The following is a 12,947-nucleotide window of genomic DNA, read 5'->3' as shown; positions in this document are numbered from 1 at the left end:
CGTGAGCGGCCTGTGGGGTGACCTGACCATCGAGCTGAGGTCGTGGATCAGCGGCTTCGAACCTGCGGGCGTTCAACTCGCGGATGTTCAACACGCGGATCACGAACGCGCGGATGACGGGGATGCAGCTCGCCGAGAGCGGGCTGCGCGACGTGCTGGTCGAGGGGTGCCGCGCCGACCTCACCGGGTTCAGGCACGCGCATCTGCGGGACGTGGTGTTCCGCGACTGCAACCTGACCGAGGCGACCTTCCAGTCCGCCGAGATGACCGACGTCCGGTTCGAGAACTGCCGGCTCGGCGGCGCCCAGTTCTCCAAGGCCAGGATGAGGACGGTCCGGTTCCGCGGCTGCGACCTGCGCGGCGTCGCGGGCCTGGACTCCTTCCAGGGGGCGATCGTCGCGAGCGGCGACGCCATGAGCCTCCTGGACGCGTTCGCCGCGGAGCTCGGCATCACCATCGAGGACTGACCGGCCCGAAGGAGCCGATGCGTCGGCCGAGCCGCACGGGGAAGGGTTCCTTGAGGGGAGCATCATGGGTTACGCGATCAGCGTCCGCCTGCGCCGGCCGTTCGGCGAGACGGTCGAGCAGGTGCGCGCGGTCCTGAAGGACCAGGGCTTCGGCGTGCTGACCGAGATCGACGTGCGGGCCACCCTGCGCGAGAAGCTCGGCGAGGCGATGGAGGACTACCTCATCCTGGGGGCCTGCAACCCGCGGCTCGCCCACCGTGCGCTCGGCGTCGACCGGCGGATCGGCCTGCTGCTGCCCTGCAACGTCGTGGTGCGCACCGACGGCGACGACACCGTCGTGGAGGCGATGGACCCGCAGGTCATGGTGTCGGTCAGCGAACAGCGCGACCTCGGACCGGTCGCCGACGAGGCGGCGGAGCGGCTGGCCGCCGCGCTGAGACGGCTGGACGCCTGACCCTCCTCGCTCAGCCGCCGGGGATCTCGATCTCGGCGGCCTCGCGGGTGCCGAGCAGGAAGTGCCCGAGGAACGTCATGCCGTCCTCCCCGGCGTCGAAGCGCGCGATCCGGGCGCCCTCGGGCTCGTGGAACACGTCGCCGGGACGCAGGACGGCCGCCGCCTCGCCTTATCTGGTAGACGACCGACCCGGTCTCGACGCTGCCGAAGACCGGTCCGTTGTGCACGTGCAGTCCAGCCGCCCTGCGGGGCGCGATGGTGATGCGCTCGACGGCCGTGCCCGGCCCGGACAGCTGCGCGTCGATGGAGGCCCGCATCTCCTCGGCGGTCCGGTCGATGGCGGCGCGAGCGAGTTCCCTTTACTTAAACTATGAATACGGCCTGGTCGAGCGGCGGGGCGACGCGTCCGACGGGCGGGTCACGCTGGTATGCCTGACCGAGGCCGGGGCCTCCTACGTCCGGACGCGGCGCCAGGCGGGCGTCCAGGCCTTCGAGCGATTGATCGGCGAACTCACCGGCGACGAGGTCGAGGCGCTGGTGGCGGCCCTTCCGGCGCTGGAGCATCTGGCAGAGTTCGAATGCCAGGACCGCGAAGGACCGGCCGTCACGCCCGGGAGCGAGACGTCGAGCGCCATGACGATCACGACGCCGACAAGCCTCGCCCTCGCCCGCCGACGCTCGTCCGAGACCGACCCGTAAGTCAGATGCACTCATCCCAAACTGGAGGTTCCATGCCCAAGGGCTACTGGGTCAGCGCCTACCGCACCATTTCAGACCCCGAGAAGCTGGCTGCTTACAACAAGCTGGCCGGTCCGGCCGTCAAGGCCGGGGGCGGCCGGGCCCTCGTCCGTGGCGGCCGGGTCGAGGCGCATGACGCCGGAATCGCCGAGCGCACCGTCCTGATCGAGTTCGACAGCTTCGAGCAGGCCGTCGCGGCGCACGAGAGCGCGGCCTACCAGGAGGCGCTGGCCGCCCTCTCCGACGGCGTCGAGCGCGACTTCCGCATCGTCGAGGGCATCGACTGACCGAGGTCCAGGCGGATCTTCACCTACGCGTGGACCGGCCGGAGACGATGCCGGCGGCCAGCGGGGTCAGGACGGCGGCGATCTTATCGTCGTACCGCCGACAGGCTCGGCGACGTTGACGTCGTGAACCCGCCAGACCTGGGCCGTTACCGCCTGTTGAGTGGGCAGGCACGACCACTCCCCCTCACAGGACGGAACCCGATGTCAACAGTGACCGCCTCGGCCGACGGCTCTCCCACGTCAGCTCGGTCGGGCTCGAACAACTGGCCGGCGGTGGTCTCGGTGATGATGGGGATCTTCGCGATCGTCACCACCGAGATCCTGCCGATCGGGCTGCTGACGTCCATCGGCTCCGGCTTCACCGTCTCCGACGGGACGGCCGGGCTGATGATGACCATGCCCGGCTACCTCGCGGCGGCGGCCGCGCCCACGGTCACCGTCGCGACGGCGCGGATCGACCGGCGGCTCATGCTGTGCGCCTGCATGTTCCTGCTGGCGGCGGCGAACTTCATCGCCGCGGCCGCCCCGGCGTTCTGGGCGGTGCTCGTCTCACGCGTCCTCGTCGGGGTGGTCATCGGCGGCTTCTGGTCGATCGGCGCGGGCCTCGCCGACCGGCTGGTCCCCGCACGGTCGGCGCGCCGGGCGACGGCGGTCGTCTTCTCGGCCGTCCCGCTGGGATCGGTTCTCGGCGTGCCGCTCGGGACGCTGATCGGAGACCTCGCGGGCTGGCGGACCAGCTTCGCGGTCATGGGCCTGCTGTCCGTGGCGGTGCTCATCGCGCTCGCCGTGCTCGTCCCCCCGCTGCCTGCGGAGAGGGCCACCCGCCTCACCGCGCTGCGCGGCATGGTGCGCGGCCTCGACACACGTCGCGCGCTCCTGGTGACCGTCCTGGTCGTCCTCGCGCACTTCGGCGCCTACACCTACGTCACGCCCTTCCTGGAACGGGTGACGCAGGTGTCCCCGGGGCTGATCACGGTGTTCCTGCTGGCCTACGGTGCCGCGGGCGTCCTGGGCAACTTCCTGGCAGGCACGGCTCTGGCCCGCCATCCGCACGTCACCTTCGGCGTGGCCGGAGGTCTGATCGCCATCGCCACCCTGGCGCTTCCTCTTCTGGGACGATGGGATCTGGGCGCCCTCACGCTGCTCATCCTGTGGGGCGCCGGCTACGGGGCCGTCCCGGTCTGTTCGCAGACCTGGTTCGCCAGAGCCGCCCCGCACGCGCCGGAGGCGGCATCCGTCCTGTTCACGGCCTCGTTCCAGGCGACGCTGTCGACCGGCGCCCTGGTCGGCGGGGTCATCATGGACCGCACCTCCCCTTCGACGGTCATGATGCTGGGCGGAGCCACCGCGGCCGTCATGGTGGTGGCCGTGGTCAGCGGGCGGCCTCGCCGGTCAGCCAGCGGTGCAGCGCCGGGAGGGGCACGTCGGCCCGGACGACCTCCAGCGCGGTGATCTTCAGGCCCCACTCGGCGACGGCGGCGTCCAGGTCGGCGGCCAGGGGGTTCGCCCGGCCCGGGAGCAGGTCGCCGAGTTCGTTCAGGCGCCGCTGGGCCACGTGGCGGCGCAGGCGGCCCTCCACGATGACGCTGATCGCGGCCGTCTGGGGAACCGGCCGCAGCGCGCAGCGGGCGGGATCCGACACCGACACCAGGGCCACGGCCTTCAGCCGCAGGGGCACCCCCTCGCGGGTGGGGGCCTCCAGCCATATGTCGAGGGGTCCCCATCGCATGGGGACGCGGACCGAGCGGTGCACGCCCGGCACCACCAGCGTGCGGCCGGGCCCCCGCACCGTGGGAGGGCCGCCCAGGCGGGAGACCACCAGGCGCTCCCCCTCGGGGACGACCCGCAGCGACGCGACGGCCAGCATCGTGATCAGGACGAGGCAGGCCACGAGCGCCAGCGACGGCCACGTGAGGAAACCGGGCAGCAGTTGCTCCCTCGCGAGGCCCTTGGTCATGAACCCTCCCCCGCTGGTCCGGCGCTTCGCCTGGTCTCCTCAGCCTCCATCGTCACCGCCGGACGGCTGCCTTGCCATCGGGTGCGACCACCAGATCGTCCAGTCCTGCCCTGTATAACCGCGCCGTCAGCCTTGCCCGGGTCCGTCCGGTGGGGGCGGGCGGTCCCTCCCGTGGCCGATGCGGTCGCGCCAGGCGGCGACCCGGTCGACGATCAGCGGGTCGGCGAGGTCGGATTCCGGCACGTCCCCGACAGGTGCGGCGGGCGGCTCCCCGGGCGGAGGCGGGGGCCGCGGCGGGCGGGTCGGCATGGTGAGGACCATGGTCAGCCCGCCGCCCGGAGTCTCCTCGGGGGTGAGGTCGCCGTCCATGGCCTCGGCGAGGCCGCAGGCGAGGGCCAGGTCGACGCCGGCCTCGTCGTCCCGGCCGCCAAGGCGCCGGAGCGGCTGGAAGAGGCGGTCGCGGTCGCCGAGCCGGACCCCGGGCCCGCGGTCGATGACGCGGATCTCCAGGCGGTCGCCGAGGGCGCTGGCGGTGACGAGGACGGGTGCGCCCGGCGGGTTGAAACGGACGGCGTTGGCGATGACGTTGGCCAGGACGCGGCGCAGCAGGGCCGGGTCGGCGACCATGTCGGGCAAGCCCTCGGGGATGCGGAGCTCGACGGCCTCCCGGTCGTTCTCGCTGACGGCGCGGGGGACGGCGTCCCCGGCGGCGACCCGGCGCGGGGAGATGTCGAGCGAGCCGGACTGCAGACGGCTCATGTCCAGCAGGTCGTCCACCAGATGGTCGAGCCGGGCCAGGGAGTCGGCGGCCGTGTCGACCGCGTCGTCGCGGCGCTCGCCGGGGGCGGGCGCGCCCGGGCCGCGCAGGCTCTCGACGGCGGCCCTCGCGGACGCCAGGGGGGCGCGCAGGTCGCGGCTGACGGTGGTGAGCAGCGCGGTGCGCATCTCCTCGGCGGCCTCCAGCGGCCGGAGCCGCCGGGCCCGTTCGGCGAGGCGCCGGTGCTGCAGCGCGACGGCGGCCTGGGCGGCGAACGCCTCCAGGACGCGCCGGTCCGAGGCGGGCAGGGTCCGTCCCCGCAGGACGAGCGACAGGGTGCCGTCCTCGACCAGGACGTCGACCTCGCCGGCGTCCGGGCAGGTGCAGGGCTCGCCGCCGGTGCTGGCGACGACGTCCCAGCAGTCCGGGTCGCTGAGGCTGTCGGGGGTCACCGGCGCTTCGGGGTCGCGTTCCAGCAGCGTGACGGTGGTCAGCGCGAACGTCTCGCGAAGCCGTTCGAGGATGCCGCCGAGCGCGTCGTGGGGACGCCCGAGGGCGGTGACCGCGCCGTGCTCTCCGCGCAGGATGTCCCCCGCGAGGGTGGAGAGCACCTCCGCGTCGGCGCGGGCCCCGGCCACCTCTCTGCCGCGGCGGGCGGTGACGTCCACGACCGTGCTGACCGTCACCCCCACCACGACGAAGACGACGAGCTGGAGCAGCCCCTGGGTTCGGTCGACGGTGAACTGCCCGGTCGGCGGGGTGAAGAAGTAGTTCAGCAGCACCGAACCGCCGATGGCGGCGAACAGCGCGGGATACAGCCCGCCCACCAGAGCCACCCCGACCACCGCGGCCTGGAAGAGCAGGATGTCGCTGGCCAGGGGCACCTGCCAGCGCATCTGCACCAGCAGGAGGGTCAGCAGCGGCAGCCCGGCGGCGGCCAGCGCGAACCCGGCGTAGCGGCGGACGGACGGAAGGCCCGCCGCCCGGTGCGCCCTCCAGCGGCGCCCCTGGCCGATCTCCTCGTGGGTGACGAGGTGCACGTCGATGGATCCGGACCGCGCCGTCGTCGTGACGCCGACGCCGGGCGAGAACATCTGCGCGACCTTTCCGCGCCGGGACGCCCCCAGGACGAGCTGGGTGGCGTTGACGCCGCCGGCGAAGTCCAGCAGCGCGTCCGGCACGTTCGCGCCGACGACCTGGTGGTAGCTGCCGCCGAGGCTCTCCACCAGGGCACGCTGCCGGGTCAGGTTCGCCGGGCTCACGCCGGCCAGCCCGTCGCTGCGGGCGACGTGGACGGCCAGCAGGTCGGCGCCCTTGGTGCGGGCGGCGACGCGGGCGGCGCGGCGGATCAGGGTGTCGCCCTCCGGCCCGCCGGTGAGCGCCACGACGACGCGTTCGCGCGCCTCCCACGTCCCGGCGATGCCGTGGTCGGCGCGGTAGCGGTCGAGCTGGTCGTCGACCTTGTCGGCCAGCCACAGCAGCGCCAGCTCGCGCAGGGCGGTGAGGTTGCCGGGCCGGAAGTAGTTGCCGAGGGCGGCGTCGATCCTCTCGGGCGGGTAGACGTTGCCGTGCGCCATCCTGCGGCGCAGCGCCTCGGGGGTCATGTCGACGAGTTCGACCTGGTCGGTTCGGCGGACGACCTCGTCCGGGACGGTCTCGCGCTGCGGCACGCCGGTGATCTGCTCGACGACGTCGTTCACCGACTCCAGGTGCTGGACGTTGACGTTGGTGACGACGTCGATGCCGGCGTCCAGGATCTGCTCGATGTCCTGCCAGCGCTTGGCGTGGCGGGAGCCGGGCACGTTGGTGTGGGCCAGCTCGTCGATGAGCGCGACCTGCGGGTGCCGGGCGATGACGGCGCCGGTGTCCATCTCGGTGAAGCTCGCGCCGCGGTAGGACACGGCGGCGCGCGGGACGATCTCCAGCCCCTCCAGGAGCGCGGCGGTGCGGGGCCGGCCGTGGGTCTCCACGAAGCCGACGACCACGTCGGTCCCGCGGCCGGCGCGGCGGCCGCCTTCGGCGAGCATCGCGTAGGTCTTGCCCACGCCGGGCGCCGAGCCCAGGTAGACGCGCAACCTGCCGCGTGCCATCACACCTCCAGTCGCCGAGGCCCCTCGCGGGGTCAGCCGCGGACCGGGTACTTCCGGTCCAGCGCGATGTTCAGCCTGAGGACGTTCACCCTGGGCTCGCCCATGAAGCCGAGGTCGCGGCCGTCGGTGCTCGCCTGGACCAGCCGCTTCACCTGGCCGGGGGTGACGCCGCGGGCCCGGGCGACCCGGCCGGTCTGGAGGGCGGCGTAGGCGGGCGAGATGTGCGGGTCCAGGCCGCTGCCACTGGCGGTGACCGCGTCGGCCGGGACGGCCGGATCGGCGGGGGCGCCGCCCCTGACGGGGACGACCAGGCCGTCGGCGTAGTTCGCGCCGGGACGGGCCGGTTCCACGGGAACGCCCTTGTAGGCGGCGATGAACGGAGCCTTCACCACGCCCTGCTCCTCGTTCAGGCTGACCACCCGGGTCGGGTGCGGGACGGTGCCGTCGGCCGCGCGGCGCCCGAACACCGCCAGCACCGCGCCGACCCCGCCCGGGGTGCAGAACGGGCGCGCACCGCTGACGCCTTCGAGGGCGCCGACGGCCTTGCTCCGCGAGCAGACCCGGGTGAGCAGGCTCAGCCTGGCACTCTCCCCCGCCGCGGCCGTCTCCGGACCGGGCAGGGTGTCCACGATGTCCTCGGGTCCCAGGTTACTCGCGGCCGTCGAGGTCGGGTCGTATCCGCTCCCGGCCTCCGACGGGCGGCTCTGGAAGTACTGCCTGAGCGGGTTTCCGTCCTTGTCGGTGAAGGACTGGCCGATGAGCGCGCTGCCCGCTTCCCGGCCGTCGGCGGTCTTCACGATGCTCCCGTCGGCCCGGCTCTTCAGGCCCGGGAGCTGGGCGGCCGCGAAGACGGCGAGCGGGTAGGCGACGCCGAGCACGACGGTGAGGACGAGCAACGCCCGGACCGCGGCCACGTGCCGGCGGATCCAGATTGGCATACGCATGTCAGGACATCCCCGGAAGGAACTGGACGATGAGGTCGATGAGCTTGATGCCGGCGAAGGGCGCGACGATGCCGCCGAGCCCGTAGACGCGGAGGTTGCGCGACAGCAGCCGTGAGGCGCTGCTCGGCCGGTACCGCACCCCGCGCAGCGCCAGCGGGATCAGCGCGACGATGATCAGGGCGTTGAACACCACGGCCGACAGGATCGCCGACTGCGGGCTGGCCAGCCGCATGACGTTGAGCGCGTCCAGGCCGGGGAAGAGGCTCACGAACAACGCCGGGATGATCGCGATTGACGTAGGTGTCGTACAGGCCCTGCGTGTAGGAGAAGCGCATCTCCGCGCCCCACCGGCACAGCCGCAGGCAGCGCTGCTGGAGCTCCGGCGTGTCCGCGTGGTCGAGGACGATCTGGTAGCCGCGCTCCCCGTGCACCACGTCGGAGGTGATGTGCAGGTCGAAGAACTCGATCTCGTCCTCGGTGAACCCGTACACCTCGCGCAGCGGCACGATCTGCTTCTTGTAGATGCTCGGCACCTGCGATTCCAGGCCGACCACGAGGGCGGCGGTGGCGACCACGAAGTGCTCGCGCATGGCGACCGCGTAGCACCACGCCTGGAGGCCGCGGGTGATGGCGTTCATGTTGGACGGGTCCTCGACGCGCTCGCGGGTCGTGCCGCACGCCTCGGCGAACCGGATGAGGAGGTCGGTGTGCCGGATGTCGGCGAGCTCCTCCTCGTACATGTTCTGGAGCGTGAAGTCCTTGGCGCCGGTGAACTCGTCGGGCGTGTTGGCGTAGACGTAGGCGAGGTAGTCGGCGAACGGGCCCACGTAGTGGTAGTGGTTCTCCGCCCAGCGGGCGAAGTGCTCGCGCTTCAGCTCGCCGTCCGCCCACGCCTTGCTGAACGAGGCGTTCTTGGCCTCGCGGCCTTTGATCGCGTTCTGCAGCTCGGCGCGGAACGCGTCCTTCGACAGCAGCTCTGCCATTTCCTGATCCCTTCTCGGATTTTCTTACCGGGGTGAGATGTAGACGCTTTTCTCCTGCGTGTAGAAGAGCATCATCGAAGGTCCGGCCTGCTCTTTGAACGTCTGCGTGCTGGATTCCTTGAGCCCGCCGAACGGCACGGTCATCGCCATTCCCGAGGTCGGCTGGTTCACCTTCACCAGGCCGCTCTCGGAGCGCCGGGCGAACTCCAGCGCCCGGCCGGTGTCGCGGGTGACGATCCCGGCCGACAGCCCGTAGTCGGTGCCGTTGGCCAGCGCGACGGCCTCGTCGAGCCCGGACGCCCGCAGGAACGCCAGCACCGGCCCGAAGATCTCCTCGCGGGCGATCCGCATGTCCGGCGCGACCTCGCCGAAGACGGCCGGCCGCACGAAGTACCCGTCGCCGGGGGCGCGCCGCCCCCCGGTGACGAGCTTGGCCCCCTCCTCCTCGCCGATCCGCACGTAGTCGAGGAACTTCTCCAGCTGGAAGTCCGCGGCGAGGGGCCCGAGGTCGACGCCGTCGCCCAGCCCGTTCCCGACGGTCAGCGCCTCGGCGGCCCGCGCCACGCGTTCGAGCAGCTCGTCGTGGACGGCGCCGTCCGCGATGACCCGGCTCGTGCCGGTGCACGCCTGCCCGGACAGCCCGAACGCGCCCTTGACGATGATCTGCGTGGCGCGCTCCAGGTCGGCGTCGTCCAGGACGACCACCGGGTTCTTGCCGCCCATCTCCAGCTGCGCGCGGCGCGACGGGCCGACCGCCGCGTGGACGGCGCGACCGGCCCGGGTGGAGCCGGTGAACGTCACGGCCCCGACCCGCTCGTCCGCCGCCACGGCGGCCCCGGCCCCGGCGCCGCCGTGCACCAGCGCGATCGCGCGCGGCGGCAGCCCGCCGGCCAGCAGCGCCTCGACCAGCCGCTGCGCCAGCAGGGGCGTCACCGGGCTCGGTTTGAACACCACCGCGTTACCGGCCGCCAGCGCGGGCCCGATCTTGCGGGACGGGATGTTCAGCGGGAAGTTCCAGGGCGTGATCGCGCCCACCACCCCGACCGGCTCGCGCCGCGTGTAGACGAGCCCGCCGTCGGGCGCCGGGTGGCTCTGGCCGGTGATGCGGTGGGCCTCCCCCGCGTAGAAGCGCAGGTTCCGGGGCGTGCGGGAGACCTCCATGGCCGCCTCGGCGCGCGTCTTGCCCTCTTCCCGCACCAGTTCGGCGACGAGTCCGTCCGCCCGCTCCTCCAGCCACCGCGCCGCCGACTCCAGCACGTCGGCGCGCTTGTCCGCGGACGCCGCGGCCCATTCCGCGGCGCCCTCGACGGCCCCGCCGACGGCCGCTTCCACGTCGGCGGCCGACGACTCGGGGAACTCTCCGACGATCTCGCCGAGTTCCGCCGGATTCCTCCGCCGGAACGTCCTGCCGTCCTGTGCCGGGCGCCATTCGCCCCCGACGAGGTTCAGGCCCTCATGCATGCTCGCTCGTCTCCATTCCCGGGTCACCGGCGATCGCGGTGAGCTCGACTTCGACGGGGGCGCCGCCGGGGAGGGCGCGGACGCCGACGGCGCTGCGGGCGGGGCGCCCGAGCCCCGGCGCCAGCGCCTCCAGGGCGGCCGAGGCGCCGTCCGCGACCGCCGACAGGTCGGTGAACCCGTCGGCGCAGGCGACGTAGACCGTCATCCGGACCCACCGCCGGACGCGGCCCCCGCTGCGACGGAGGTCCCCGTCCGCGACCGCGGCGACGGCGTTGCGGACGGCCAGGGCGGCGGCCTCGCGCGCGGCGGGGACGTCCAGGTCGCGGCCCACGAGGCCGGTGGCGGTCAGGCGGCCGTCCCGGCGCGGCGTCATCCCGGCGCTCGCGACCAGGAGGTCGCCCGCGCGGATCGGCTCGGCGACGGCCGGGACGTAGTCGCCCTGGGGGCGGGGCGCGGCGGGAAGCTCAGACACCGAGGGCCACCCCGTCCTGGCGGGGGTCGGACGCGCCGAGGAGGGCGCCGTCCGCGACGGAGACGATCTGGGCGCTGCCGCCCGCGTCCCAGGGGCCCTGGACGGCGACGTCGTGCCCGGACGCGCGGAGCGCCTCGATCCGGCCGGTCCCGAGACGGGACTCCACGCGCAGTTCGGGCGGACGGCCGAGGACGTCGGCGTCGCTGCCCGGGTGGACGGTGAAGCGCGGCGCCGCGACGGCGGTCGCGGGGTCGTGGCCGTGGTCGAGCAGATGGGACAGCAGCTGGGCGTTCCACTGGACCTGGCCGTCCCCGCCGGGGGTGTTGCCCGCGTGCAGGAGGCGGCCGGAGGCGCCGGTGACGAGCCAGGCGTTCAGGGTGTGCAGCGGGCGGCGGCGCGGGCGGACCTCGTTGGGGTGCCCGTCGATGAGGTAGGCGCCGCGGCCGAGCCGGTTGTTGAGGACGATGCCCGTGCCCGGGACGGTGATCCGGGCGCCGAAGGTGAAGGCGAGCGAGTGGATGAGGCTGACCGCGCGCCCCTCCGCGTCCACGGCGACCATGGAGGTCGTGTCGCCGCCCGCGGGGACCGGCGACGGGAGGCCGGCCGGGAGGTCGCCCGCGTCGAGGCGGGCGCGGGCGGCCTCCAGCGCGGGCGGCGCGAGCAGTCCGCGCCAGTGGTCGCTGCCGTCGCCGCACCCCGCGAACCGGTCGGCGAACGCGATGCGGGCGGCCGAGGCCATCCGGTGGACCGCCTCGGCCGACAGCCACGGAAGGCCGGACAGGACGCCGTCGCAGAGGCCCGCCTGCTGCGCCACCATCCAGCCGGGCGTGGGCGGCGGGGTCAGGTGGATCGTCGTCCCCCGGTACTCGCAGGTCAGCGCCGCCTCGGGGACGGAGCGGCCGCCCGCCATCCATTCGTAGCCGGAGAACGGCGCCCCGGCGTCGACCAGGGCGTCCACGGAGCGTTCGGCGAGGGCGCCCGAGTACAGGTCGGCGGGGTCGTCCGCCAGCCTGCGGAGGGTGGCGCCGAGGTCGCGCTGGACGATCGGCGCGCCGGCGGCGGGCACGCGGCCGCCGGGAAGGAAGACCTCGGCCGTGCCGGGGTCGCGGGCCAGCGCGTCGCGGCGCTCGACGATGTCGGCGCGGGTCTTGCGGGTGCAGGGCAGGCCGTCCTCGGCGGCGGCGATCGCGGGTGCCCACAGCTCGGGCAGCCCGCGGGAGGCCGAGTCGGCGTGCAGGGCGGCGAGCGCGGCGACCGCGCCGGGGGTCGCGACGGCGAGGGCGCCCTCCAGCGGGACGGCGGCGAGGCCGCGGTCGCGGTAGAAGGCGGGCTCGCCGCCGTCCGGGCCGAAGCCGCTGCCGCCGAACGCGGCGACGGAGCCGTCCGGGCGGCGCAGCAGGGCGAAGGCGTCGCCTCCGACCCCGCACTGGCCGGGCAGTGCGAGCCAGGACAGGGCGGCCATCGCGAGCGCGGCGTCCACCGCGTTCCCGCCGCCCGCGAGGATCCGCGCGCCGAGCAGGCTCACCGCCGGATGGCTGGAGGCGACCATGCCGCCGGACGCGACGGACGGGCCGCGGTCCGGGAGGCCGAAGGGGCTGCGCTCTGACATGCCGCCAGTGTCGGCGGCCCCCGATCAGCGCCGATACGGACCGATCGCCGAAGATCCGGCACCTTCCTTGGGCACCGTGCACACCGGCCCCGGGCACCGCTGCTTCGCTCGCCGGACGCCCGACATGGTGCACAAAATGACCAAGCGCGTAGTGTGCACGTTCCTCATTGTTCACCTCGGACCGATCGAGCAGATTCTCTGCAATCGTTGCGCCCGTCGGCCTCGCAGAGGGCGCGTACAGGGAGGGGGCGTCCTTTGGAAGCCGCTCACTGGATCTATCTGTCCGGAATCGTCGTCATCATCGCCGTGATGATCGCCCGTAAGAACGTCGTCATCCCCGCGGTGACCGCGACGTTCCTCACCGCCTGGGTGTTCACCGGCAGCCTCGTCACGGGACTGGAGTCGATCTTCAACGCCAGCCTCACCGCGGCGTCCGAGCTGTTCAGCATCTTCCTCATCATCGCGCTGGTCACCGCGCTGCTCGGGTCGCTGCGCGCGCTCGGCGCCGACCGCCGCATGGTGGAGCCGTTCCGCGTCGTCATGCGGTCCGGCCACTCCGCCTTCTGGGTGCTCGCCGCCGTCACCTACGTGATCAGCCTGTTCTTCTGGCCGACCCCGGCGGTGCCGCTGATGGGCGCCATCCTGCTGCCCGCCGCGATCGCCGCGGGGCTCCCGCCGGAGTCGACGAACTGCCACTGCTGCTGGTTCTGATCGTTTCTCGTCCACTG

General features: G+C 73.5%; 13 protein-coding genes and 2 pseudogenes. 6 read left to right on the top strand and 9 right to left on the bottom strand.

Translation table 11 applies throughout. From position 1 onward, the window contains the following. Window positions 1-113 precede the first annotated feature (113 nt). Entirely contained in the window at window positions 114-467 is a 354-nt protein-coding gene (locus tag AB0C69_RS25505; protein ID WP_360357650.1) for a pentapeptide repeat-containing protein, read from the top strand. Between the two features lie 64 nt (window positions 468-531). Next, window positions 532-921 carry a DUF302 domain-containing protein gene (locus AB0C69_RS25500; RefSeq protein WP_345181299.1) on the top strand — a complete coding sequence of 130 codons (390 nt, stop codon included), beginning with the start codon at window positions 532-534 and terminating at the stop codon, window positions 919-921. Window positions 922-931: 10 nt separating this feature from the next. Here AB0C69_RS25500 and AB0C69_RS25495 read toward each other — a convergent pair whose 3' ends face one another. Continuing rightward, a complete protein-coding gene (locus tag AB0C69_RS25495; protein WP_360357648.1) occupies window positions 932-1,057 on the bottom strand; it encodes a hypothetical protein in 126 nt (41 codons plus the stop codon). Window positions 1,058-1,182: 125 nt separating this feature from the next. Between AB0C69_RS25495 and AB0C69_RS25490 the strand changes: the two genes are divergently transcribed. The 3 genes from AB0C69_RS25490 (at window position 1,183) to AB0C69_RS25480 (ending at window position 3,398) form a co-directional block, all read left to right on the top strand. Beyond that, window positions 1,183-1,620: a MarR family winged helix-turn-helix transcriptional regulator gene (locus AB0C69_RS25490; protein ID WP_360357647.1), complete on the top strand. Its 438-nt coding sequence runs from the start codon at window positions 1,183-1,185 to the stop codon at window positions 1,618-1,620. A gap of 32 nt (window positions 1,621-1,652) precedes the next feature. Continuing rightward, the gene (locus AB0C69_RS25485; RefSeq protein WP_345181306.1) at window positions 1,653-1,946 is read left to right on the top strand and encodes a DUF1330 domain-containing protein; all 294 of its coding nucleotides are present in this window, start codon (window positions 1,653-1,655) and stop codon (window positions 1,944-1,946) included. A gap of 201 nt (window positions 1,947-2,147) precedes the next feature. Beyond that, window positions 2,148-3,398, top strand: a complete 1,251-nt coding sequence (locus AB0C69_RS25480; RefSeq protein WP_360357645.1) for an MFS transporter — start codon at window positions 2,148-2,150, stop codon at window positions 3,396-3,398. Here AB0C69_RS25480 and AB0C69_RS25475 read toward each other — a convergent pair. From AB0C69_RS25475 to AB0C69_RS25440, 8 genes and pseudogenes are all read right to left on the bottom strand, one after another. Then, window positions 3,319-3,903, bottom strand: coding sequence for an SPFH domain-containing protein (locus tag AB0C69_RS25475; RefSeq protein WP_360357643.1), 585 nt, complete (start codon window positions 3,901-3,903; stop codon window positions 3,319-3,321). The two genes, AB0C69_RS25480 and AB0C69_RS25475, sit on opposite strands and share 80 nt — an antisense overlap. 126 nt (window positions 3,904-4,029) lie before the next feature. Continuing rightward, entirely contained in the window at window positions 4,030-6,750 is a 2,721-nt protein-coding gene (locus tag AB0C69_RS25470) for a DUF4118 domain-containing protein (protein WP_360357642.1), read from the bottom strand. A gap of 32 nt (window positions 6,751-6,782) precedes the next feature. Continuing rightward, complete coding sequence (locus tag AB0C69_RS25465) at window positions 6,783-7,664, bottom strand: potassium-transporting ATPase subunit C (protein ID WP_360357640.1); 882 nt, start codon at window positions 7,662-7,664, stop codon at window positions 6,783-6,785. Window positions 7,665-7,695: 31 nt separating this feature from the next. Continuing rightward, window positions 7,696-7,983 (bottom strand): annotated as a pseudogene (locus AB0C69_RS25460) (potassium-transporting ATPase subunit B); the annotation flags it as partial. Between the two features lie 52 nt (window positions 7,984-8,035). Then, window positions 8,036-8,677 (bottom strand): annotated as a pseudogene (locus AB0C69_RS25455) (iron-containing redox enzyme family protein); the annotation flags it as partial. Between the two features lie 24 nt (window positions 8,678-8,701). After that, window positions 8,702-10,138: an aldehyde dehydrogenase family protein gene (locus AB0C69_RS25450; RefSeq protein ID WP_360357638.1), complete on the bottom strand. Its 1,437-nt coding sequence runs from the start codon at window positions 10,136-10,138 to the stop codon at window positions 8,702-8,704. Continuing rightward, window positions 10,131-10,610 carry a RidA family protein gene (locus AB0C69_RS25445; protein ID WP_345184530.1) on the bottom strand — a complete coding sequence of 160 codons (480 nt, stop codon included), beginning with the start codon at window positions 10,608-10,610 and terminating at the stop codon, window positions 10,131-10,133. The genes AB0C69_RS25450 and AB0C69_RS25445 overlap by 8 nt, the downstream gene beginning before the upstream one ends. Continuing rightward, window positions 10,603-12,219 carry a gamma-glutamyltransferase gene (locus AB0C69_RS25440; protein WP_360357636.1) on the bottom strand — a complete coding sequence of 539 codons (1,617 nt, stop codon included), beginning with the start codon at window positions 12,217-12,219 and terminating at the stop codon, window positions 10,603-10,605. The genes AB0C69_RS25445 and AB0C69_RS25440 overlap by 8 nt, the downstream gene beginning before the upstream one ends. A 309-nt stretch (window positions 12,220-12,528) precedes the next feature. Between AB0C69_RS25440 and AB0C69_RS25435 the strand changes: the two genes are divergently transcribed. Next, a complete protein-coding gene (locus AB0C69_RS25435; RefSeq protein WP_360357634.1) occupies window positions 12,529-12,930 on the top strand; it encodes a hypothetical protein in 402 nt (133 codons plus the stop codon). The last annotated feature ends 17 nt before the right edge of the window (window positions 12,931-12,947 follow it).

This window comes from Actinomadura sp. NPDC048032, assembly GCF_040653175.1.
GTDB lineage: Bacteria > Actinomycetota > Actinomycetes > Streptosporangiales > Streptosporangiaceae > Spirillospora > Spirillospora verrucosospora.
Note: the sequence above shows the minus strand (reverse complement) of the source record. Positions and strands in the feature narration are given on the sequence as shown.

Excerpts from the sequence above, each read along its gene's own strand:
- AB0C69_RS25480 (WP_360357645.1), top strand. The coding sequence starts at position 2,148 with ATGTCAACAGTGACCGCCTCGGCCGACGGCTCTCCCACGTCAGCTCGG.
- AB0C69_RS25500 (WP_345181299.1), top strand. The coding sequence starts at position 532 with ATGGGTTACGCGATCAGCGTCCGCCTGCGCCGGCCGTTCGGCGAGACG.
- AB0C69_RS25490 (WP_360357647.1), top strand. The coding sequence starts at position 1,183 with ATGCGCTCGACGGCCGTGCCCGGCCCGGACAGCTGCGCGTCGATGGAG.
- AB0C69_RS25475 (WP_360357643.1), bottom strand. The coding sequence starts at position 3,903 with ATGACCAAGGGCCTCGCGAGGGAGCAACTGCTGCCCGGTTTCCTCACG.
- AB0C69_RS25485 (WP_345181306.1), top strand. The coding sequence starts at position 1,653 with ATGCCCAAGGGCTACTGGGTCAGCGCCTACCGCACCATTTCAGACCCC.
- AB0C69_RS25435 (WP_360357634.1), top strand. The coding sequence starts at position 12,529 with ATGATCGCCCGTAAGAACGTCGTCATCCCCGCGGTGACCGCGACGTTC.
- AB0C69_RS25470 (WP_360357642.1), bottom strand. The coding sequence starts at position 6,750 with ATGGCACGCGGCAGGTTGCGCGTCTACCTGGGCTCGGCGCCCGGCGTG.
- AB0C69_RS25505 (WP_360357650.1), top strand. The coding sequence starts at position 114 with ATGACGGGGATGCAGCTCGCCGAGAGCGGGCTGCGCGACGTGCTGGTC.
- AB0C69_RS25450 (WP_360357638.1), bottom strand. The coding sequence starts at position 10,138 with ATGCATGAGGGCCTGAACCTCGTCGGGGGCGAATGGCGCCCGGCACAG.
- AB0C69_RS25440 (WP_360357636.1), bottom strand. The coding sequence starts at position 12,219 with ATGTCAGAGCGCAGCCCCTTCGGCCTCCCGGACCGCGGCCCGTCCGTC.